Here is a 19,702-nt window from a genome sequence, read left to right on the forward strand (position 1 = left end):
CCTGCTGGAACGTATCACCGTCCGGAAAGCTTTGACTCGAACCGATCAGCGCTCTTCACCGGGCGTTGCAGGCGAAGCCTGACCTGAGACTTTCAGCGGCCGCATGGATTCGTCAGTGACTGACTGATCAGCCGTCTCCTCATCAACAGCAGGCGCAACAGGCCACTCCACTGGACCAGGAGGAAGAGCTGCCGCCAGGGCGGCAGCCACCCGCTTGTCCTGTTCAGGCATGGAAGCCTGTGGTTTTGTCACCACCACCACCGACTGCTCAACCAGAGACTGGCAAGCCAGACGCCATCCTTCTGGCCTGCGCCTGAGCTTTACCTCCTCCACCGCGGTTCTTGGGCTCATCGAGGCTGTGGACGTCTCACCTTCAATCTTTACGAAGCAGGTACTGCACTGACCGCAGCCCCCACAGTTACCGAGCTGACCTTTCAGCCCGTAAAGCTGAATTCCCTCCCGCACGGCCACAGCGCGCAGGTTTTCACCCGGGAAGCACTCCACATCCCGACCCTCACGCACAAAACGGATGACAGGCATTGAACCTCGCTCAGAGAAGGGCGCTGCGACACGCCGAGGCATCGACATTACGAGCCTCAGGTTGCGTTTTGTAACCCCCCACAGAGAGAACGCCTCAAAGCCAAGCGAACCCAGGAAACCGGCTGAATCGAGAACTTCGATCACCTCCGCGACCGTCAATTCACGTTGCAGCTCACGACAGCCTGACGCGTACATCGAAGTGAACGCCCTACGATCGCCGGGTCTGGCTGCATTGGCAGCTCCGTTCCCCCCGAACCTGACCCATGGGATTGCCCTGGTATCGGGTGCACACCGTCGTCATTAACGACCCAGGCCGCCTTCTGGCCGTGCACCTCATGCACACTGCCCTCGTCGCCGGCTGGGCCGGCTCGATGGCTCTTTATGAACTCGCCATCTTCGACCCCTCCGACCCAGTCCTGAACCCGATGTGGCGTCAGGGCATGTTTGTGATGCCCTTCATGGCCCGCTTGGGCGTGACGGACAGCTGGGGAGGCTGGAGCATTACCGGAGCCACGGGTGTGGATCCTGGCTTCTGGAGCTTCGAAGGTGTCGCTGCTGCTCACATCGTGTTCAGCGGCCTGCTGATGCTGGCCGCCATCTGGCACTGGACTTTCTGGGATCTTGAAATCTGGCAAGACCCTCGAACCGGGGAGCCAGCGCTTGACCTTCCCAAAATTTTCGGCATTCACCTGCTCCTGGCAGGTCTCGGCTGCTTCGGATTCGGAGCTTTCCACCTCACCGGTGTCTTCGGTCCTGGAATGTGGATTTCTGATCCCTACGGCATCACAGGCCACCTCGAGCCCGTGCAACCGTCCTGGGGCCCAGAAGGTTTCAATCCCTTCAACCCAGGCGGGATCGTTGCCCACCACATCGCGGCAGGAATCGTCGGAATCATTGCCGGAATTTTCCACATCACGACCCGTCCGCCTGAACGCCTCTACAAGGCTTTAAGGATGGGAAACATTGAAACTGTTCTGGCCAGCGCAATCGCAGCTGTGTTCTTCGCAGCCTTTGTGGTGGCAGGAACCATGTGGTACGGAGCTGCTGCAACTCCGATTGAGTTGTTTGGCCCTACGCGTTATCAGTGGGACCAGAGTTACTTCAAGACCGAAATCAATCGTCGCGTCCAAACTGCGATGGATCAAGGTCAATCAGAGTCTGAGGCTTATGCCTCGATCCCTGAAAAACTCGCCTTCTATGACTACGTCGGAAACAGTCCTGCAAAGGGTGGCCTCTTCCGCGTCGGTCCCATGGTGAACGGTGATGGCCTTCCAACAGGTTGGCTTGGCCATATTTCCTTCACAGACAAGGACGGACGCGACCTCCAGGTCCGTCGCCTGCCCAACTTCTTCGAGAACTTCCCTGTGATTCTCGAGGATTCTGACGGCATCGTTCGGGCTGACATTCCGTTCCGTCGCGCTGAAGCGAAGTACTCCTTCGAACAGCAAGGGGTTACTGCAACGGTCTTCGGTGGTGCACTCGACGGTCAAACCTTCACAGATCCAGCTGACGTGAAGCGTTTAGCCCGTAAGTCGCAGCTGGGAGAAGCGTTCGAATTCGATCGCGAGACCTACAGTTCCGACGGTGTCTTCCGCAGCTCGCCTCGCGGCTGGTTCACCTTTGGACATGCCACGTTCGCGCTGCTGTTCTTCTTCGGCCACATCTGGCATGGAGCCCGTACGTTGTATCGCGATGTGTTCGCGGGAATTGATCCCGACCTCGGCGAGCAGGTTGAATTCGGTCTCTTCCAAAAACTTGGAGACCGCTCCACTCGTCGACTGCCGGAGGGCTACGTGCCCCCTGCAGGAACACCCCTCAGCTGATCAGCCCTTAGGAGATAACCGATGGAAAGCTTCGCTTACATCCTCATCCTCACTCTCGCGATTGCAACACTCTTCTTCGCCATCGCATTCCGCGATCCTCCGAAGATCGGCAAGTGATCATCTCAGCCCCGCTGATAGCGGGGCTTTTTTTATGTCTAAAACGTGAATTCGCCCCATAGATGTCATGGGTGGACGTGAGCCTTACAATTCATACATCTACGTAATTACAAGGGCGTGCAGTGCCCCTCCTGCCAGAACACCGATAGCCGGGTGCTCGAATCAAGAGCCGCCGATGGAGGCAGAAGTGTGCGTCGTCGTCGGGAGTGCCTCAATTGCGAGTTTCGTTTCACAACCTATGAACGGGTTGAAACAGTTCCAATCACAGTGATCAAGCGAAACGGCAATCGTGAAACTTTCAGTCGAAGCAAACTGCTTCATGGGCTGAGCAGAGCCTGTGAGAAAACTGGGATTCCTCCGGAACGCCTTGAAACGATGGTTGAGGAACTGGAACTCAGCCTTCAACAGCGCAGCGGTCGTGAAGTCTCCAGCAGCGACATCGGAGAACTGGTGCTCGAAAAGTTGAAACTTCTCAGCGAAGTCGCCTACATCCGTTTTGCATCTGTTTATCGCCAGTTCAGCGGGGTGAGTGATTTTGTGGCGACCTTGGAAGGAATCAATGCAACCAAGGCGGAGCTCACAGCCGCGATCTGAGCTTGATCGTCGATCTGTAGACTCGGCAATTGCCTGATTCAGGTCGGCGGGCCTGTCTCAGATCCCATCGCTCTGTCCCAGAGGCAGACCGCCAACGTTCCATGACTGTCACTCCCACAGATCCTTCCCAGGAATCTGCAGTGGACACCGCAGAAGCGGTCACATCCGAAACCGAAGCCGTGGCTGAAGGGTCAGCTGATCAAGCCGACTTCGGTACCGATGAAGACCTCGGCATTCCCGACGACATCCCCACTGCTGATGATCCCAGCAGCCGGGCAACCAGCCGGGACATGGACAGTGCTGGATTCACCCTGGATGAATTCGCCGCCTTACTGAGCAAATACGACTACAACTTCAAGCCCGGCGACATCGTCAACGGCACGGTCTTCGCCCTGGAATCCAAGGGCGCAATGATCGATATCGGAGCAAAAACAGCTGCATTCATGCCTCTTCAGGAGGTGTCGATTAATCGTGTTGAAGGACTGAGCGATGTGCTGCAACCCGGGGAGATCCGGGAGTTCTTCATCATGAGCGAGGAGAATGAAGACGGACAGCTCTCCCTCTCCATTCGCCGGATCGAATACCAGCGTGCCTGGGAACGTGTCCGCCAGCTCCAGAAGGAAGACGCCACGATCTACTCCGAGGTGTTTGCCACCAACAGAGGCGGAGCCCTGGTCAGGGTTGAAGGTCTGCGAGGCTTCATCCCCGGATCCCACATCAGCACCCGTAAACCCAAGGAAGAACTTGTTGCCGACTTCCTCCCCCTCAAGTTCCTTGAGGTCGATGAAGAGCGCAATCGTCTGGTGCTGAGCCACAGGCGCGCTTTGGTCGAACGCAAGATGAACCGCCTCGAGGTGGGTGAGGTTGTTGTGGGCACCGTGCGCGGAATCAAGCCTTACGGCGCCTTCATCGATATCGGCGGTGTCAGCGGTCTGCTGCACATCTCTGAAATCAGTCACGAGCACATCGAGACGCCACACTCGGTGCTCAACGTGAATGATCAGATGAAAGTGATGATCATCGATCTCGACGCCGAGCGTGGCCGCATCTCACTCTCCACCAAGGCGCTTGAGCCGGAGCCTGGTGACATGCTCACGGATCCGCAGAAGGTGTTTGACAAGGCCGAAGAAATGGCCGCTCGCTACAAGCAGATGTTGCTTGAGCAAGCCGAGGAAGGCGAAGAGCCCCTGGGTTCCATGATGATCTGAGGAATACGAGCCGATGGCTCATCTCAAACTCAAGGACTGCGATCTCGGTCCAGTTCAGGGGGTGCTGTTCGATAAGGACGGCACCCTTTCCCATAGCGAGCCACGTTTAATCGAACTGGCTGACGCCAGGATTGAAGAAGCGAAATGCCGATTCCGCTCAAGAGGAGCCTCAGCCAGCGCGCTTCAAGAGCTGGCTGATCTGCTGGCGAGAACCTACGGCCGCTGCAGGGCAGGGATCGTGCCCGACGGCACACTGGCCGTGGCGTCAAGACATCACAACCTGCTGAGCACCGCAACGGTGTTCTGTCAGATGAATCTGAGTTGGCCTCAATCACTGCTCTTAGCTCAGGAGGTGTTTGATCAAGTCGATAACCGCAGACAAAAGCTGCATCCAGGCGGACACCCAATTGGCTTGTTACCAGATGCAGCGAGGCTTCTGAGAGAACTGGCCTCTGCAGGAATCATCTGTGCCGTGATCAGCAATGACACCACGGAGGGCATTCAGAACTTTCTCCAGCAGCACCAACTCAATGACTGCATCAGCGGAGTGTGGAGTGCTGATCACCACCCAGCCAAACCGGACCCAGGAGCGGTTCAGGAACTGTGCTCACAGCTGGAGCTAAAAGTGGGGAATTGCGCCTTGATCGGAGATGCCGACACCGATCTGTTGATGGCACGACAGGCAGGGATTGGGCTGACCCTTGGCTATGTGGCCGGATGGCATCGCGAGCCAACGCTCACCGCCCATGAACATCTGATCAGTCACTGGAGCGAACTGACCACAACTGCAGACGAAATGTCAAAGGCCTCATGAGTCGACCTCGTAAAGTCTCCGCCAATCACCGATGGCCATGAGTCGATACGTCTTCACCTCCGAATCCGTTACGGAGGGACATCCAGACAAGATTTGTGATCAAGTCAGTGATGCCGTACTCGACGCCCTACTGGCGCAGGATCCCACAAGCCGTGTGGCCTGCGAAACAGTTGTGAACACAGGCCTATGCATGATCACAGGCGAAGTGACCTCCAAAGCGCAGGTGGACTTCATCCACCTTGTACGCAATGTGATCAAGGAGATCGGCTACAGCGGAGCCCGTGCCGGTGGCTTTGATGCCAACAGCTGTGCTGTCTTGGTCGCCCTCGACCAACAGTCGCCCGATATTGCTCAGGGTGTGAATGAAGCCGACGACCACGCCGGTGATCCCCTCGATTTGGTTGGCGCCGGCGATCAGGGAATCATGTTCGGATATGCCTGCAACGAGACACCCGAGCTGATGCCCCTGCCCATCAGCCTGGCCCACCGCCTGGCAAGAAGGCTGGCGGAAGTCCGTCACAACGGCAGTCTCGGTTACCTCTTGCCTGACGGCAAAACACAGGTGAGCGTGGTTTACGACAATGACAAGCCGGTTGCGATCGACACAATCCTGATCTCCACCCAGCACACCGCTGAGGTGGGAGGCATCAGTGACGAACAGGGCATCCGTGAGCGCATCACGGAGGACCTCTGGACCCACGTGGTGGAGCCGGCAACAGCCGATCTGGTCCTGAAACCAAGCCGCGAAGCGACCAAATATCTCGTCAACCCAACCGGAAAGTTTGTTGTCGGTGGTCCCCAAGGAGATGCCGGACTGACCGGTCGCAAAATCATTGTGGATACCTATGGGGGTTATGCCCGTCATGGCGGCGGTGCCTTCTCGGGCAAAGACCCCACCAAAGTGGACCGATCAGCTGCCTATGCAGCGCGTTACGTGGCGAAATGCCTCGTGGCAGCAGGCCTGGCGGAAAGGGCCGAAGTGCAGTTGAGCTATGCCATCGGCGTTGCCAAACCGGTGTCGATCCTGGTCGAATCCTTCGGAACAAGTCAGTTGGCCAACGACGCTCTGACAAACCTGGTTCAGGAGCACTTCGACCTGCGCCCCGGAGCCATCATCGAAAACTTCGGACTGCGCAATCTGCCTCAGCAGCGCGGTGGTCGTTTTTACCAGGACACAGCGGCCTATGGACACTTCGGCCGCAATGACCTGAAGGCTCCCTGGGAAAACGTTGACGCCAAGGCGGCAGAACTGCGCAACGCCTGATCTGTTGATGCAACATTCACTGGCGCTCGGAATTGATCTGGGCACCAGTGGAGTGCGGGTAGCGGTTCTCAGTCATCAACGTGATCTGCTGTACACGGATTCCACTGACTACGACCGAAGCCTGGCCTATCCGGATGATTGGCTGAACAGCTGCATCCAGCTGATCAAAGCCATCCCACATGAGCTTCGCAGCCAACTCAGAGCTCTTGCTGTCGATGGAACCTCAGGGACACTGGTGGCCTGCGATCCAGAAGGCACTCCCAAGGGAGAGGCCTTGCCCTACAACGTCGCCTGTCCGGAACAGCTGTATCGGGTGCGTGAGTTGGTGCAAGCAGGTCAGCCGGCGTCCAGCGCCAGTGGCAGCTTGGCCCGCGCTCTGAGGCTCTTGGAGCAACACTCGCAACCGCTGATCCTTCGTCACCAGGCTGACTGGATCAGCGGCTGGCTTCTTGGAGACTGGAGTTTTGGTGAAGAAGGCAACAACCTTCGCCTGGGCTGGTCACTCAGCGATCAGCGATGGCCGGATGCTTTTGAACAACAGTCCTGGCGTGCGGCCCTGCCGGAGATCAGACCCAGCGGCTCGATGCTTGGGACCATGGATCCCGCGCGAGCCAGCCAGCTCGGTCTTTGCGGAGACATCCTCGTGATCGCAGGCACGACCGATGCCAATGCGGCAGTGCTCACCGCCGATGCCGCCGATGATGAAGGCATCACCGTGCTGGGAAGCACTCTTGTGCTGAAACGCTTCACAGACAAGCCTTTGCATGATGGGGTAGGGACCTCCAACCACCGAGTGGGCGGCCGCTGGCTGGGCGGGGGTGCCTCCAACAGCGGTGGTGCGGTGCTGCGTGAGTGCTTTCCAGGGATCGACCTGGACGAACTGAGCCGGCAGATCGACCCTGACCAGGACAGTGGACTACAACTACGGCCACTGATCGGTCAAGGAGAGCGCTTCCCCGTTGATGACCCCGATCTTGAACCGATTCTGACTCCACGACCGGTCAGTGATGCGCTGTATCTGCATGGTCTTTTGGAAGGCTTAAGCCAGATCGAATGCCAGGGGTGGACGAGACTCACTGAACTCGGAGCACCCGCTCCGAAACGCTTGGTGACCCTGGGGGGCGGCGCCAGAAACCCGCAATGGCGACGCTTGCGACAGCGGTTGATCGGTGTTCCAATCCGCAGTTGTTACAGCCCTCCTGCTGCAGGGGTAGCGCGGCTCGCACTCAGCGCTCTGCAACAGCAGCATGATCAAATCCCCCATTCCGGGAGAGAATCAACTGAGCTTCCATAAGCCTTTGGCAAACAGACTCCGTGACGCCCTCGCCATCGGGCTGTTCGTCGTGTTGGCCGGATACGTGGGTTACAGCGGTCTTCGACTGGCCCTACTGCTCTGGCAGCGCCTCAGCTGATTTTGTTCCTTCAATCCCTGCATCTTTCCAATGGCCGCCGATCCACTCACTCCAGCCATCAGCGAACGCATCTGTCGTCACATGAATGACGACCACAGTGATGCTGTGCTTCGCTACGCCCACCACTACGGAGGTCTGACATCCGCAACAGCGGCCACGATGACTGGCGTAACCGCGGAAGCTATGACCCTTGAGGTGAATGGCGAGCCCGTCAGCATTCCCTTCGACCACACGCTCACCGACAGTGAGGATGCTCACCGCACTCTCGTGGCCATGTTGAAGGCCATGCCTGCCGGAGCTCAGAAGGGGGAATCCTGAACTGAATTACAGAGCATTGCCTTGCTGACCTCCATCAAGAGCTGTCTGAAGCAGCTGTTGATCGAACCAAGTTGTGCGATCTGCAAGCGACAAAGCATTGCAGAGACTGATCAGTCAGATCTCTGCCAGACCTGCCAACAACGCCTGGGTCTGGCAGAGACTGCGATCAAAGGCTTGAGCCCACTGCCCTGGCGGGCAGCCTCCTGGTACAGCGGAGCCATGCGCCAGTTGATTCTGTCGTTGCGCAGGAATCAAGACATGGGCGCTCTGCAAGCGATTTGCGGGATTCTGCAGAGCGACCTGCCGCAGAACAGTCTGCTGATACCGATTCCCGGCTGGAAAGCGAGAAGCCGGTCGAATCCACTTCCGGAACTGATTTGCCGCTGCCTGGAGCGACCGACACTTCAGGTTCTGCAGCGTTGTCGCCCAACGGTGGGCCAGCACCGGCTGAACCGTCAGCAGAGAGAGAGCAACCAGTGCGGCAGCTTCACCCTGAAGCAAACTTCGACCCAATCGACAAGTCATCCCTGGACGTGCCTGCCCAGACAGCAGCAGGTCTGGCTTGTGGATGACATCGTGACAACAGGTGCAACCGTTCTGGCCGCGCACCAGGTTCTTCAGGCCTCAGGAACCACCATCCAAGGGGTGCTCTGCCTGGCCAGAACACCCTGGGAGTTCCACCCTGTGATTTAGGATTCACAAGTCGCGCAGACAACGCGCCGGGATAGCTCAGTTGGTAGAGCAGGCGACTGAAAATCGCCGTGTCCCCAGTTCAAATCTGGGTCCTGGCACCTTTCTTAAGCGCCCAAAGAGCACTGAATGGTCCCCGTAATGGAACGATTCGGTGCTTTTTAGTTCGCGAACTCCTGGAGGCCATGCGCCGCACCTGCAGAGGTGCAGCCATGACTCAACGGACCTAGAACGGCCCGAATGAATACAAAAAACGGGATGGCTTTCCGGACCATCCCGCTGCCCCTGTTCGCGTTTTCCGCAGCCTGAACAACCCCCTTCATCTGGACGTACTTATTTTTGTGTATCGCATCGATACACAAAGTCGTCAAAAGCACAATTCAGGTCACCGGTTGGGCCAGGTACAAAGTCGAAGCATCAGCCTCCACTGCAGAGCCGAACTGCTCCGGCATTGGTCATACCATCGGCGAAGGCCTCTTCGGCTTCTTCTGACTGGGAGTGCTGGAGGTGGAGTTCTCTCCGGTCATGGGTAGGACATCGCTAAAGACAACACCCAGAAACTCATTAAGGGAGAGGGATGCCTGCTATTCATCAGCACGAGCCTTCTTGAACCGGTGTTAGCGCACATCGCTAACCCTTCTGCCACTGGCCGACGAAGGGAATGAATGCTTTTCAGCAGTGCCGCTTGACTTGACTTGTTTCTTGATCTCAGGGAACTGCGGACAATTCAGAGCAGGAAAATCTGATTTCGCCTCCCTAAAGAGATTCCGGATCAGGGTTTTGTATTGGCGCCTGGTGTCGTCCACAGAGATTCCCTTCACTTCACAGTATTTGCGAATGATGAGGAAAAACTCCAGGAAATCGTTGCTGGAAATTCGCTCAATCCTTTTAGTGGTCGCCCAGGGCTGGAGACCAAGACCTGTGGGCCCATTCCACAGGTGCCGCTTGTCACTCAACCAGCGATTGCGATTGTTCCTTGGTTGCTGCTCTTCATGGGCATACCACCGTTCCCAATACACGGAAAGTGCCTGGCCTTGCTCACGCTGCTGCTGCTCCAGCTGCTGATGAAGGCTTCGCCACCGCTCCTGTGATGCAGCCACAGCAATGATTGCGGCCTCCCAGGGGTCAGTGGTTCCACAGGTTCCCTCGATCGACAGACGCTTGCCTTGTCCTCGGTTGGTTCTTCCCTTAAAAGGACGCGGATCATCGGCCTTGTCTGGAAGAAAACGCCATTGAAGATTCTTGGTCTTCCTGCTTTTGACGCTTGGTTTCTGGCGGAAGACAGACAGTGATGGGTGAACGATCGCCCCTGGCCATCCCAGGTCTCTCAGCACATTCAGGCTGTGCAGAGTTCCGTCGATCCAGTTCTGGGGAAGAGAGCGAGACATAGAGTTCCCTCACCAACGCCAACGATCAGGAGGGCGAAGGACGTACCGCCAAACCGAACCAAACGTAAGGACGCGGTATGGGAACAGCAAGACAAGCCTTTGCTGAAAGGCGTTGTCTTGATTACTGCTCAACCAAGCTGAGTGTTTTAACGGGTCAATAGACCCATCACCCACAGCTCAAATCCTGGTCCTGGCACTTCGCAGAACCGCTCATTGATTCCAATCCCGGTTAACGACGATCGACAGTTCAACAACGCTGACGGATTCGCAATGGTGTTCGATCCCGCCTGGAAGGAATGTCTCAGGCGCGGCGAACTTGAGAACAAATCAATCGATGAAAAAATCGAAACAGTGATCGACCATTTGAACGATCATCCGTTTGTGCAGTCCGAGCCAAAACAGGCACGCCAGGTTGCTCAGTTCAGGGTCCGACTGCTTAAGCTGTAAGCAGCCGAATCCAACTTGGCCTCCACCCAATGATCAGGCACTCAGGAGATCAATCTGATCATTTTCGTCCTGATCCTTGACCTCCTCTTGTGAAGGCTCCAGTTGCGGGTCATCCACGTAGACCGTCTCATTCAGAGACGTCTCAAGCTCAGCCTCAATGTCCTCCAGATCGTCAGGATCAGAGACCTCTACATCCCTGCAGGCTGGGGCCATCTCTTCGGATGGTGGCGTCACGAGTTTGACGACCTGACCGGGGGCCTCTTCGCCCAGCAACCCCTGCAGATGTCTGAGACGGTCACCACTGTCGTCAAGCAGCTGTTGACTTGCTTCGTCTGGCACGGGATCTGATCCGTCCGACAAAGCATTCAGATGCAACTGCTCAAAACGCTCCTCCAGTGCAAGCAAACGCAGCGTGAGTGACTCAGCAATCTCGCTGACGACATGCAATTGACGACTGAGCTGCTGGACCATCAGTGCATTGGATTCAGCTGCAGCCATGGGACACAAGCGGTGGCGGCCCGATCGTATCGATCGTGCGTGGGTTGTCCAGGAGTGCCTGGCGCCAGCACAACCGGGCCTCACTCCATAGGCTTCTGGTGACATCCCTGCCGATCGACACCGGAGATTCCGAACAGTACGGATACAGTTCCCAAGGCCGGACTTGAGCGATGGATGGATCACAGCAGGCCAACCTCATGTCGTTGATCGAGGGGGTCGGAGATCAAAACGAACAGCTCCATTCGGTCGGCGATCAGATCCTGCGGCTCAACCTGAAGCCCGAGGACCTGCAGCTTTGGCAGGACACCTTCGCAGCCATGCCAGAACCTGGAAATGTGCTGCTCGCCTGCGAAAGCGATGCCTGCCCGTTAGAGGCGACCAAACTCACCTGGGTTGTTGGTGCCGCCATCCGCAGTACGGCAGTCAGGTCCGCATCCGATGTTGGAACACTGCTGAAGAATCTGGGAGTGAGTGATCCAATCGCGGATGCCATTCCCTGTCATTGCCCGGGAGTTGGCCAGGAGATTGCATGGGCTTTCTATCTGGAACGCCACGGCTGGCTGACCGCGTGCCCGATTCTTCCCATCACTTCCAGAAACAACGCTGTTCATCCGTGAGTTCCGCCTCAGCAGAACAAATCAAAGAACTGGCACGACATTCGAAGGTGTGTGGGCTCGATGGAGATCCCAGCCTTCCGGAGAAACTGCGTGTTCTGATCCATGAAGCCGATCAGAACAAACGCTTACTGACTGACGAGGAGATTCACTTGTGCTGTGGCTGGTCAGGCCTTGAAGCCGCTCCACTGGCTGCACTTCAACGACAGGCTTCCGAGCTTGTTGACCGAGCGCGCGCGGATCTTTTGAAAGAACAGCCGCAGCTGATGCAACCGGGCGGCCAGTTGTTTCCGCAGGAACGGGCCGAAGCCTGCTGGCGCGACTGCTTCCATTTTCTGCGGGTCAGCCTTTACGGGACTGCCTTACTCAGGACCGACGTCACCGACAGCGAAGGCATGCGATGCCTAGCGCAGCTTTACGCACTGCTCGATGTTCCAGTGCCTGCATTACTGCTGGCACTGGAGTGCCTACGCCTGCATTCAGTGACCAGTTACCGCAAACTTGGAGCAGGGGCTGATGCTGAAGCACTCGGTGACGCGTTATCTCATCTCTGCATCATTATTGGCAACGAGATGAAGAGACACGACGGGGCGCAGCGGTAAGACCGTGAAGCAGGCATAAAATGATTGGCGTTCATTGAGCATTTCTACGGATGGCGCTTCGGCTGCTCGACTACCCGCTCACAAGCCAGAACAATCGTGTCGGCGACCAGGGTGGCCTGAAGGCTGAGCTGAATCGCGCCACATTCCCAAGCCGTGAAGACCGGAACTTCCAGATCGAGCAGGCCTACCGGCAAATCTTTTTTCACGCCATGAAATGCGATCGTGACGTGAATCTGGAATCCCAGTTTCGGGATGGAAGCATCACAACCAGGGACTTCATCCGCGGCTTACTGCTGTCCAGGCGCTTTCAGGAAGGCTACGTAGCCTGCAGCACGAATTACAGACTTGTCGACCAGGTGGTCGGTCGCGTTCTAGGTCGCGAAGTACATGGGCAAAGTGAACGAATTAGCTGGTCAATCCTGATTGCAGAAAAAGGCTTCAGCAGCTTTGTCGATGCTGTGCTCGACAGCAGTGAATATCTTGATTCTTTTGGTTACGACGATGTTCCGACTCAGCGCTCGCGCGTCATTCCCGGGGCATCAACAGGAGTAATGCCGATCTACCAGCAATTCCCTCGCTACGGAAGCGACTGGAGGGATCAACAATGGGATCAAAAGCTACAAGCAAGGATTGAAATTGAAACACTCGTCCCTGCCTACATCAAAACGCCTGAATGGGCCAAAAAGGTATGGCTTGGCCTGGCTGCTATCGGAGCCTTTGAACTGATCAGAGTCCTTCTGATTGTGGCCGGGGAAATGTACAGCACTCGCTAGCTGAAGTGCGCTGGAACCAGAAATTCATCTCAGTCAGCATTGGCCACACAGGACGCCATCTTTCAGATGATTGCTCAGGACAACTCGAGGCCTTGCCGTCAAAAAGCTACTCAAGCGCAGAAACAGCATCACTCGATGACAACCAAATCAATGGAAAACGGGGAATTAAGAATCATTAAGCAGCCAATCGCCGATCGTTAAGAAAACCAAAGAATCGCCAGAAAACATTTTGTTGCAAGCCTCGTGGCTCTGCTGAGTTCATCTGTAAACGCGATTATTGTCTTGTCACAAATACCCCTTTGAGATCAGTAATGGTCGCCATCAAGCCGACACGTGATTTCACGAACCTGAACCGCGTCTCTTACGCCACAGGGAACTCCAAGAAAGCAATACAAAACAAGACGACCAATCTCTACCGTCAGGAGTGCGAGAAAGGCAACTTGATACCACGCAAGGGCCGGGCAGCGTCAACGCCTGAGGAATACAAAGAAAACCTATGTTCCGCCATGGGCATCGGCATCGGGCCAAGAGTCCACAGCGAATGCCCTTTCAGCAGCGTGAACGACGTTTATGCAGCAAACGGAAGTGAGGCGCTAGAGACAGCCATCGCAGCGAGTTACAAGCAGGTATTCGGCAACCTCGGCCCCATGGGCAATCAACGCTGCACTGAGCTGGAATCGCAACTCAGCAACGGCGAAATCAGCGTTCGAGATTTCGTGGCCGGACTCGCCAAGTCAGACCTCTACAAAGAAAAGTATTTCCATCGTGTTTCACCGATTCGTGGCATCGAATTGAACTACAAGCATCTGCTGGGAAGGCCCCCGATCAATCAAGCCGAAGTGAGCGCAGCCATCAAGCTGGTCGCGGAGAGTGGCTTTGATGCTTTGGTCTACAAAATCACACACTCTGGGGAGTATATGGAAGTGTTTGGAACAGACACTGTTCCCTACCCACGTGCTTGGACTTCGGCAGCTGGCGCTTATTGCTCCACATTCACAAATCTCGCCAGAGTGACTCCGGCCAACGCTGCTTCAGACACAACGATCGAGTCGCGCAGCCAACTGGTCATGGAGTTCAGCAATGCCCGTCGGATATCTGAATCGGGCCCCGGATACGATGTGAGTGGATTCGTTTACTCCAAGGCAGTCAAAGACCCCTACAGCGGAGCATTCCAACGGATGTATCAGTCTAAAAATGCAAAAACCTGGGCATGACTTAACAGTCCTCGGTGATTCAAGACTCCATCTCAACCAGGCGTGAAGATAACTGCATCGACCTCTCAAGTCGGTGCTTTTTCATGGCTTGATGAAACCAAGAAAAAGCACCAAAATCAGCGGAACATCCTGAGTCCTTTCAAGCCGAGATACCATCAACACTTGGCCAAGGAGCAACAGCTTGACCGCAAAAACAATCAGGCTTTAGAGCTCCTTGATTAACTTCAGTCTGACAGCAAAGGGGTAACCTCCTTTCAGTGCCATCAAGGAGGCTCGAGCTCTGACATCTCAATTCATCGACCTTCGTACCTGGACAGCTCCCGAAACTCAAACGCCTGAAGACGCCAAAGGTTCATCCGTGGACGCTCGTGGTTCCGACTGGAGCCATCGGGATTTAGGCCAACGTGATCTGAGCGGAGCCTTGCTTTGCCGTTGCAACCTTCGTGGCAGTGATTTAAGCCAATGCAAACTGGAAGGCGCAGATCTACGACTGGCGATATACGACTCACAAACCAAATTTCCCGAGGATTTCGATCATCAAAACTGCGGAGCTGTGGGCCCAGGAGCAAAGCTGAATGGCGCATTTCTCAATAACGCTGACTTAAGAGGAGTTGACCTGCGCAAAGCTGTCTTGATGGGCGCCTATCTCAGCGGAACCGATCTCAGCGGGGCAATTCTCGATGGCACTGCAATGGCTGGAGCAGATCTTCGACACGCAAACCTGCGTGGTGCGATGTGCAGAGGCACGCGCTTTGGAACCAGCCAGCTCGACATGGCCGATTTCCGAGGCGCAGACCTGGAAGCTGCGGCCCTGGACTGCGTCGAATCCATTCGGGGTGCTGACTTCAGCCTTTGCAGGGGTCTTGACCAGCAACTGGAGGCATTGCTGAACCGTGCACCCCTTGAACTTGATCAATGGAACCCGCTCACACGCAGCTCGACACGGACAAGCCTGGAATCGCTGAAAGCTAAAAATGATTTGTCAAACCAAAACTGATGCATGCTTCAAACCCCTTCCAGGAGCACAGAATTGTCATGTCACGCAATATTTAGACACACTTGATTGAGCTTTATAAAGAAGGCGCTCGCGCACGGCGGTTCTGACGGACGATGGGTCCGCGAATATCGCGAGAACCTTCATGCCCTTCGGTCCTGCCTCGCTTTTGGGGGTCGAGCGCTTCTCGGACGAGAGTGAAGCCCCCCTCGAACTGCTCCCTGGCGACGACGATGCCAAGAAGGAGCAGATCATCCGCAAGGTGTATCAGCAGGTGCTTGGCAACGCTTACGTCATGGAAAGCGAGCGCCAAATCATTGCTGAATCGCAGTTCAAGCTCGGTGAGATCAGCGTTCGAGAACTGGTGCGGCGCATCGCGAAGAGCGAGCTCTACCGCACACGCTTTTTCGATAACTGCGCACGGTACCGCTACATCGAGCTGGCCTTCAGACACCTTCTAGGACGGGCTCCTGAAGACTTCCAGGAAATGCGCACCCATGCTGAGCGTCTGGACAGCCAGGGGTATGAATCAGATATCGACAGTTTTCTGGATTCAGCCGATTACCAAAATGCTTTCGGTGAATGGACAGTCCCCTATCAAAGGGGTTGGAAAACCGAATGCTGCACGACCCTCCAGGAATTCACCTGGAGCTTCCAGTTATTACGTGGAAACAGCAGCAGCAGCCTGAAAGGTGATCTGGCTGGTAATCGCAGCAAACTTGGCGGCGCGGCATACCAAAACCTGCCACTTCCCGTGGTTCCGCCGTCATCCACCCAGGCGACAGGCTGGAGTTTCCGCCCCTCCACCAACTTGCAGGATGCACCCACCCGACTGGGTGCCGGTGCTGGCGAGGAGGGAGTGACCTACCGAGTGGAGGTCACTGGCTACAGCGCCAACAACGTGCGACGAATCTCTCGCTACACCCGCAGTAACCGAGTCTTCTACGTTCCCTTCGACAAGCTTTCCGAACAGTTCAAAAGGATTCACCGAGAAGGCGGAAAGATCGCAAGCATCACTCCGGTGACCTGAACGCATCAGAACAAACATTCGACCACGACCCAACCCCATTCATTGATCTGAACCATGGCAACCAACCAAACTTCGAACGGATTCGGTGCTGAAACCAAATGGAATAAGCCTGTCAGCTTCCAGAGAAAAGGGCAGAACGCTCCGAAACCTGCACTCACCAGTGGCGAATTCCTCAAGCAGTCATGCGATCAGATGGCGATCGGCGTGGGGCCTCGCAGTCATGAGGATTGTCCACACCGCGTGACAGCAGAGTGCTACAGCCCTGACGACCAAGCATCGCTGGATGAAGTGATTGCTGCCAGTTACCGACAGGTGTTCGGCAACGCCCACGTCATGGATTACGAACGCTGCAATGAACTGGAAGCACAACTGAGAGACGGCAGGCTCACAGTTAGGGACTTCATCAGAGGTCTGGCGCAATCAAGCTTTTACAAGTCTCGCTTCTTCTCTTCAGTTGCCCCGCAACGTGGAATCGAACTGAACTTCAAACACCTCCTGGGTCGAGCACCGCATTCTCAGGGTGAGGTGTCACAAAAAATCAGTTTGCAAGCTGAAAATGGCCACGATGCGCTGATTGACAGCATCATCGATTCCGCTGAATATCTCGAAGTTTTCGGCAGTGACATTGTTCCTTACGCCCGTGCGTGGAGTTCACCTGCGGATCTAGCCACATCAGCATTCCCCATGCTGGCAGCACTGCAAAAGAGCTTTGCTGGAAGTGACAGCGCACGCGGAGGCAGCAGTGCACTGACAACCAGCATGGCATCGGGCATTGCTCCTCGTATCAGCAGTCCTTCTGAGACCATTGGAGTCCGCCCGTCCTCTGCATTCTCAAGGGGACAGATCGCCAGCAAAGCGCCTGGAATCACCAGCGGCAGCGATAGCGCGCCGATGCGCGGAGATTCTTACGTGTTCTTTGGCCTGGGACAAAGAGAACAAGAAACGTTCCAGCGCTGCCCTGGAGATAGTGCAGATCAGCTGAATGCCCTGATCCGGGCCACATACAAGCAGGTGATGGGCAACCCTCACCTCATGGAATTCGAAAGGTCGGTCTCGGCAGAAAGCAAATTCATCGATGGCTATCTAAGCACTCGCGAGTTTGTACGGGCGATTGGTCTTTCAGCCGAATATAAAAAGCGTTTCTTCGAAACGAATGCTCCCTATCGATTCATCGAACTGAACTTCAAGCATTTCCTCGGACGTGCACCAAAATCACAAGCAGAAATCAGTGATCACACACGAATTCTTGCTGAAGGAGGTTATGAAGCCGAAATTTGCAGTTACGTTGACTGTGAAGAATACCAAAGCACTTTTGGTGAAGATACCGTGCCATTCGCACGAATTCTCTCCGAAGATGGCCGCTCACAAGTTGCCTTTAACCGTCACCTCAAGCTTGCCGAAGGTTTCGCTGCAAGTGACACAGTTCTGACCAGTTCTTCGTTGGTCACTTCAGTGGCAACGGGAATGGTTCCCGGCGGATGGAGCTCCACCACCACCAGAATCAACAGAACTGGTACTCAATCTGGTGCACCAGATCCCACCAAAAAGCGCTTCCGGATTGTGGTTGCAGCTCAAGCTGCTCGCACCAGACAACGGACCGCAGGCAACACTTATCTGGTGTCTGGCAAAGACATGTCCAGCCAGATGAAGTACATCCACGCTAGAGGTGGAAAAATCGTTTCCATCACAGAAGTGATGTAAGCAAACCTCAAGCAACGACCTGTTGAAAGGGTCTTTTGATATTCAAAAGACCTAAAAATCAACTCATCACCTAATCACCTAATCACCTGAGACATGACGGAAACCACCACACTGGCGACCCAGGCAAATGCAGATCTGGGACATGCTGATGATGTGATTCAAAGCATCTACAAACAGGTTTTTGGCAACCGTCATCTCATGGAGCTTGACGTCAATAAGTCTCTCGAAGCCTTGTTTATGAATGGAGATTTAACTGTTCAAGGCTTCGTGACAGCTCTGGCACAGTCGGATACATATAAGAAACTATTTCTTGAAGACAGGAGTCCCTATCAATTTGTAGAGCTCAATTTCAAGCATTTACTTGGCAGACCCCCTCATGATCAGCAAGAGCTGATGGAACATGTCAGCAAGCTGAGCACCGAAGGATATGAAGCGGAAATTGCTAGTTACACCTATAGCGAAGAATATCTCGCAGCATTTGGTATCGACGGAGTACCTCATAATCGCTCAAGCCAATCCATCAGTGGTGGACGAACGATTAATTACACACGAGGAATTGCTGTTGATGCAGGTTTCGCAGGCTACGACGCGGCCAGCAATGAATCAAAACTCCTGAGCAGCCTCTCCACTGGAAATGCTCCAGCGATTGTCGATCGCAAGAGCGTTGGCAACGCCAATGGAATCTCAATCTTTTGGACAACCCGTCGTCAGGTCAGTGCCAATCGTCGTGTGATGCAGAAATCAGTTGTCAGCCAAACTTCAATGTCCGCAACTCTGCGGAGCATCCAAGCCCAAGGTGGTCGGATCGTTTCTATTTCGAAGGCTTAAACCTTCATAAGATTGAGCTCTGATTGTTCATGGCATCAGAGATAATTGAATTGGCGTTAGCTAACGTCAATTCAATTCCGTCTTTCAGACACGCACCTAGTTTTTCTCGTTTACCACTGACATGCCAATTCTTAGAGACACGACCAGGTCTGACCCGAATCAGACAGACGCTTTTAATAAGTCTGTGTCATCGGTCCCCATGGCAATGTCGATGATGGTTGACTCAATGGTCAACATGATGCAAGCAAATTTGCCTAAAAACACTGAAGGATTCCACAGTCACGGCAGAAACACTGATGGATATTGAGCAGTTTGTTGCTCAAAGCATCGGAGAATGGCGCTCAATGAGAAGCGGACACTCCCTTGCATTTCAACAATTCGAAGATGTAGTCAGTGAAATATCGATCAAAGAATTCAGTGATGACGACGATCAGCTGCGGGAGCTGATCAAAGCTTCATCACAACCCAATGACAGCCACTACATTTCTCCCTTTTCAATGGAATGGAGTGCAGAGAGTGATTGGGAACCTGACGATCCCAGTGAAGTTTCCAGTGGGTCGTGCATCATTCTGCCGATCCCGAACGATGAACAATCCGGGAAACTATTGAGAAGCGTTGGCTATGCAGAGTCGGTAGCAGCAGAGTCAGAATACCGTTTTCTTGATGATGGCACGTTCATTCTCAAGACTCACTATGATCAATCCATTGCAGAAGAAAGAATTTGGTTCATTTCTGATCATGTCCGCTGCCGCTCATCAGTCCTGAAAACATCAGAGGGATCGGGCATCCTGCAAGCTTCATTTGCTTCCGAAGTCAGAAAAATCTCTGTTTAG

At 54.9% G+C, this 19,702-nt stretch carries 22 protein-coding genes and 1 tRNA gene; 20 read left to right on the top strand and 3 right to left on the bottom strand.

What is annotated here, in order from left to right:
* Window positions 1-45: 45 nt before the first annotated feature.
* A complete protein-coding gene (locus tag SIB58_RS11750; RefSeq protein ID WP_369813398.1) occupies window positions 46-735 on the bottom strand; it encodes a 2Fe-2S iron-sulfur cluster-binding protein in 690 nt (229 codons plus the stop codon).
* Window positions 736-803: 68 nt separating this feature from the next.
* Here SIB58_RS11750 and psbB point away from each other — a divergent pair, with 68 nt between their 5' ends.
* The 10 genes from psbB to SIB58_RS11800 all read left to right on the top strand — a co-directional run bounded on the left by psbB (window position 804) and on the right by SIB58_RS11800 (window position 8,881).
* On the top strand, window positions 804-2,363 hold the full coding sequence (gene psbB / locus SIB58_RS11755) for a photosystem II chlorophyll-binding protein CP47 (RefSeq protein WP_066904213.1): 1,560 nt from the start codon (window positions 804-806) through the stop codon (window positions 2,361-2,363).
* Between the two features lie 21 nt (window positions 2,364-2,384).
* Complete coding sequence (locus SIB58_RS11760) at window positions 2,385-2,480, top strand: photosystem II reaction center protein T (RefSeq protein ID WP_006042122.1); 96 nt, start codon at window positions 2,385-2,387, stop codon at window positions 2,478-2,480.
* A 117-nt stretch (window positions 2,481-2,597) separates the two neighbouring features.
* Window positions 2,598-3,074: a transcriptional regulator NrdR gene (gene nrdR, locus SIB58_RS11765; protein WP_066904216.1), complete on the top strand. Its 477-nt coding sequence runs from the start codon at window positions 2,598-2,600 to the stop codon at window positions 3,072-3,074.
* Between the two features lie 101 nt (window positions 3,075-3,175).
* Complete coding sequence (locus tag SIB58_RS11770) at window positions 3,176-4,282, top strand: 30S ribosomal protein S1 (RefSeq protein WP_066904967.1); 1,107 nt, start codon at window positions 3,176-3,178, stop codon at window positions 4,280-4,282.
* Window positions 4,283-4,295: 13 nt separating this feature from the next.
* Complete coding sequence (locus tag SIB58_RS11775) at window positions 4,296-5,096, top strand: HAD family hydrolase (protein ID WP_066904219.1); 801 nt, start codon at window positions 4,296-4,298, stop codon at window positions 5,094-5,096.
* 37 nt (window positions 5,097-5,133) lie between these two features.
* Entirely contained in the window at window positions 5,134-6,360 is a 1,227-nt protein-coding gene (gene metK / locus SIB58_RS11780; protein ID WP_066904969.1) for a methionine adenosyltransferase, read from the top strand.
* A gap of 4 nt (window positions 6,361-6,364) precedes the next feature.
* Window positions 6,365-7,654 (top strand): FGGY-family carbohydrate kinase, encoded by a 1,290-nt coding sequence (locus tag SIB58_RS11785; protein ID WP_369818638.1) that lies wholly within the window; start codon window positions 6,365-6,367, stop codon window positions 7,652-7,654.
* 148 nt (window positions 7,655-7,802) lie between these two features.
* Complete coding sequence (locus SIB58_RS11790) at window positions 7,803-8,090, top strand: DUF2470 domain-containing protein (RefSeq protein WP_066904224.1); 288 nt, start codon at window positions 7,803-7,805, stop codon at window positions 8,088-8,090.
* 21 nt (window positions 8,091-8,111) lie between these two features.
* Entirely contained in the window at window positions 8,112-8,783 is a 672-nt protein-coding gene (locus tag SIB58_RS11795; RefSeq protein ID WP_066904227.1) for a ComF family protein, read from the top strand.
* Between the two features lie 25 nt (window positions 8,784-8,808).
* Window positions 8,809-8,881, top strand: a tRNA-Phe gene (locus SIB58_RS11800).
* Window positions 8,882-9,397: 516 nt separating this feature from the next.
* On the opposite strand, the gene SIB58_RS11805 is transcribed toward SIB58_RS11800, so the two are convergent.
* Complete coding sequence (locus tag SIB58_RS11805) at window positions 9,398-10,168, bottom strand: hypothetical protein (protein ID WP_067326135.1); 771 nt, start codon at window positions 10,166-10,168, stop codon at window positions 9,398-9,400.
* Between the two features lie 273 nt (window positions 10,169-10,441).
* On the opposite strand from SIB58_RS11805, the gene SIB58_RS11810 reads away from it, so the two are divergent.
* The gene (locus tag SIB58_RS11810) at window positions 10,442-10,615 is read left to right on the top strand and encodes a hypothetical protein (RefSeq protein ID WP_369818637.1); all 174 of its coding nucleotides are present in this window, start codon (window positions 10,442-10,444) and stop codon (window positions 10,613-10,615) included.
* A gap of 33 nt (window positions 10,616-10,648) precedes the next feature.
* On the opposite strand, the gene SIB58_RS11815 is transcribed toward SIB58_RS11810, so the two are convergent.
* Window positions 10,649-11,113, bottom strand: a complete 465-nt coding sequence (locus tag SIB58_RS11815) for a hypothetical protein (RefSeq protein WP_066904238.1) — start codon at window positions 11,111-11,113, stop codon at window positions 10,649-10,651.
* Between the two features lie 170 nt (window positions 11,114-11,283).
* Between SIB58_RS11815 and SIB58_RS11820 the strand changes: the two genes are divergently transcribed.
* The 9 genes from SIB58_RS11820 to SIB58_RS11860 all read left to right on the top strand — a co-directional run bounded on the left by SIB58_RS11820 (window position 11,284) and on the right by SIB58_RS11860 (window position 19,702).
* Window positions 11,284-11,730 carry a hypothetical protein gene (locus SIB58_RS11820; protein WP_066904241.1) on the top strand — a complete coding sequence of 149 codons (447 nt, stop codon included), beginning with the start codon at window positions 11,284-11,286 and terminating at the stop codon, window positions 11,728-11,730.
* On the top strand, window positions 11,727-12,329 hold the full coding sequence (locus tag SIB58_RS11825) for a hypothetical protein (protein ID WP_067326133.1): 603 nt from the start codon (window positions 11,727-11,729) through the stop codon (window positions 12,327-12,329). Before SIB58_RS11820 ends, SIB58_RS11825 begins: the two co-directional genes overlap by 4 nt.
* A gap of 50 nt (window positions 12,330-12,379) precedes the next feature.
* Window positions 12,380-13,102, top strand: a complete 723-nt coding sequence (locus tag SIB58_RS11830) for a phycobilisome rod-core linker polypeptide (RefSeq protein WP_066904246.1) — start codon at window positions 12,380-12,382, stop codon at window positions 13,100-13,102.
* 311 nt (window positions 13,103-13,413) lie between these two features.
* Window positions 13,414-14,316 carry a phycobilisome rod-core linker polypeptide gene (locus tag SIB58_RS11835; protein WP_066904249.1) on the top strand — a complete coding sequence of 301 codons (903 nt, stop codon included), beginning with the start codon at window positions 13,414-13,416 and terminating at the stop codon, window positions 14,314-14,316.
* 295 nt (window positions 14,317-14,611) lie between these two features.
* Window positions 14,612-15,313 carry a pentapeptide repeat-containing protein gene (locus SIB58_RS11840; protein WP_066904255.1) on the top strand — a complete coding sequence of 234 codons (702 nt, stop codon included), beginning with the start codon at window positions 14,612-14,614 and terminating at the stop codon, window positions 15,311-15,313.
* Window positions 15,314-15,455: 142 nt separating this feature from the next.
* Window positions 15,456-16,340, top strand: coding sequence for a phycobilisome linker polypeptide (locus SIB58_RS11845; protein ID WP_066904258.1), 885 nt, complete (start codon window positions 15,456-15,458; stop codon window positions 16,338-16,340).
* A gap of 54 nt (window positions 16,341-16,394) precedes the next feature.
* Window positions 16,395-18,041, top strand: a complete 1,647-nt coding sequence (locus tag SIB58_RS11850) for a phycobilisome rod-core linker polypeptide (protein ID WP_066904261.1) — start codon at window positions 16,395-16,397, stop codon at window positions 18,039-18,041.
* Window positions 18,042-18,134: 93 nt separating this feature from the next.
* The gene (locus tag SIB58_RS11855) at window positions 18,135-18,869 is read left to right on the top strand and encodes a phycobilisome rod-core linker polypeptide (protein WP_066904264.1); all 735 of its coding nucleotides are present in this window, start codon (window positions 18,135-18,137) and stop codon (window positions 18,867-18,869) included.
* A 296-nt stretch (window positions 18,870-19,165) separates the two neighbouring features.
* Window positions 19,166-19,702 (top strand): phycobiliprotein lyase, encoded by a 537-nt coding sequence (locus SIB58_RS11860; RefSeq protein ID WP_066904267.1) that lies wholly within the window; start codon window positions 19,166-19,168, stop codon window positions 19,700-19,702.

It is taken from the genome of Synechococcus sp. MIT S9504 (assembly GCF_047497135.1).
GTDB lineage: Bacteria > Cyanobacteriota > Cyanobacteriia > PCC-6307 > Cyanobiaceae > Synechococcus_C.

Bases quoted from the DNA above. Each gene is read 5' to 3' on its own strand.
- SIB58_RS11750 (WP_369813398.1), bottom strand. From the start codon at position 735: ATGTACGCGTCAGGCTGTCGTGAGCTGCAACGTGAATTGACGGTCGCG.
- psbB (WP_066904213.1), top strand. From the start codon at position 804: ATGGGATTGCCCTGGTATCGGGTGCACACCGTCGTCATTAACGACCCA.
- SIB58_RS11760 (WP_006042122.1), top strand. From the start codon at position 2,385: ATGGAAAGCTTCGCTTACATCCTCATCCTCACTCTCGCGATTGCAACA.
- SIB58_RS11770 (WP_066904967.1), top strand. From the start codon at position 3,176: ATGACTGTCACTCCCACAGATCCTTCCCAGGAATCTGCAGTGGACACC.
- SIB58_RS11775 (WP_066904219.1), top strand. From the start codon at position 4,296: ATGGCTCATCTCAAACTCAAGGACTGCGATCTCGGTCCAGTTCAGGGG.
- metK (WP_066904969.1), top strand. From the start codon at position 5,134: ATGAGTCGATACGTCTTCACCTCCGAATCCGTTACGGAGGGACATCCA.
- SIB58_RS11790 (WP_066904224.1), top strand. From the start codon at position 7,803: ATGGCCGCCGATCCACTCACTCCAGCCATCAGCGAACGCATCTGTCGT.
- SIB58_RS11805 (WP_067326135.1), bottom strand. From the start codon at position 10,168: ATGTCTCGCTCTCTTCCCCAGAACTGGATCGACGGAACTCTGCACAGC.
- SIB58_RS11815 (WP_066904238.1), bottom strand. From the start codon at position 11,113: ATGGCTGCAGCTGAATCCAATGCACTGATGGTCCAGCAGCTCAGTCGT.
- SIB58_RS11820 (WP_066904241.1), top strand. From the start codon at position 11,284: ATGGATGGATCACAGCAGGCCAACCTCATGTCGTTGATCGAGGGGGTC.
- SIB58_RS11830 (WP_066904246.1), top strand. From the start codon at position 12,380: ATGGCGCTTCGGCTGCTCGACTACCCGCTCACAAGCCAGAACAATCGT.
- SIB58_RS11835 (WP_066904249.1), top strand. From the start codon at position 13,414: ATGGTCGCCATCAAGCCGACACGTGATTTCACGAACCTGAACCGCGTC.
- SIB58_RS11845 (WP_066904258.1), top strand. From the start codon at position 15,456: ATGCCCTTCGGTCCTGCCTCGCTTTTGGGGGTCGAGCGCTTCTCGGAC.
- SIB58_RS11850 (WP_066904261.1), top strand. From the start codon at position 16,395: ATGGCAACCAACCAAACTTCGAACGGATTCGGTGCTGAAACCAAATGG.
- SIB58_RS11855 (WP_066904264.1), top strand. From the start codon at position 18,135: ATGACGGAAACCACCACACTGGCGACCCAGGCAAATGCAGATCTGGGA.
- SIB58_RS11860 (WP_066904267.1), top strand. From the start codon at position 19,166: ATGGATATTGAGCAGTTTGTTGCTCAAAGCATCGGAGAATGGCGCTCA.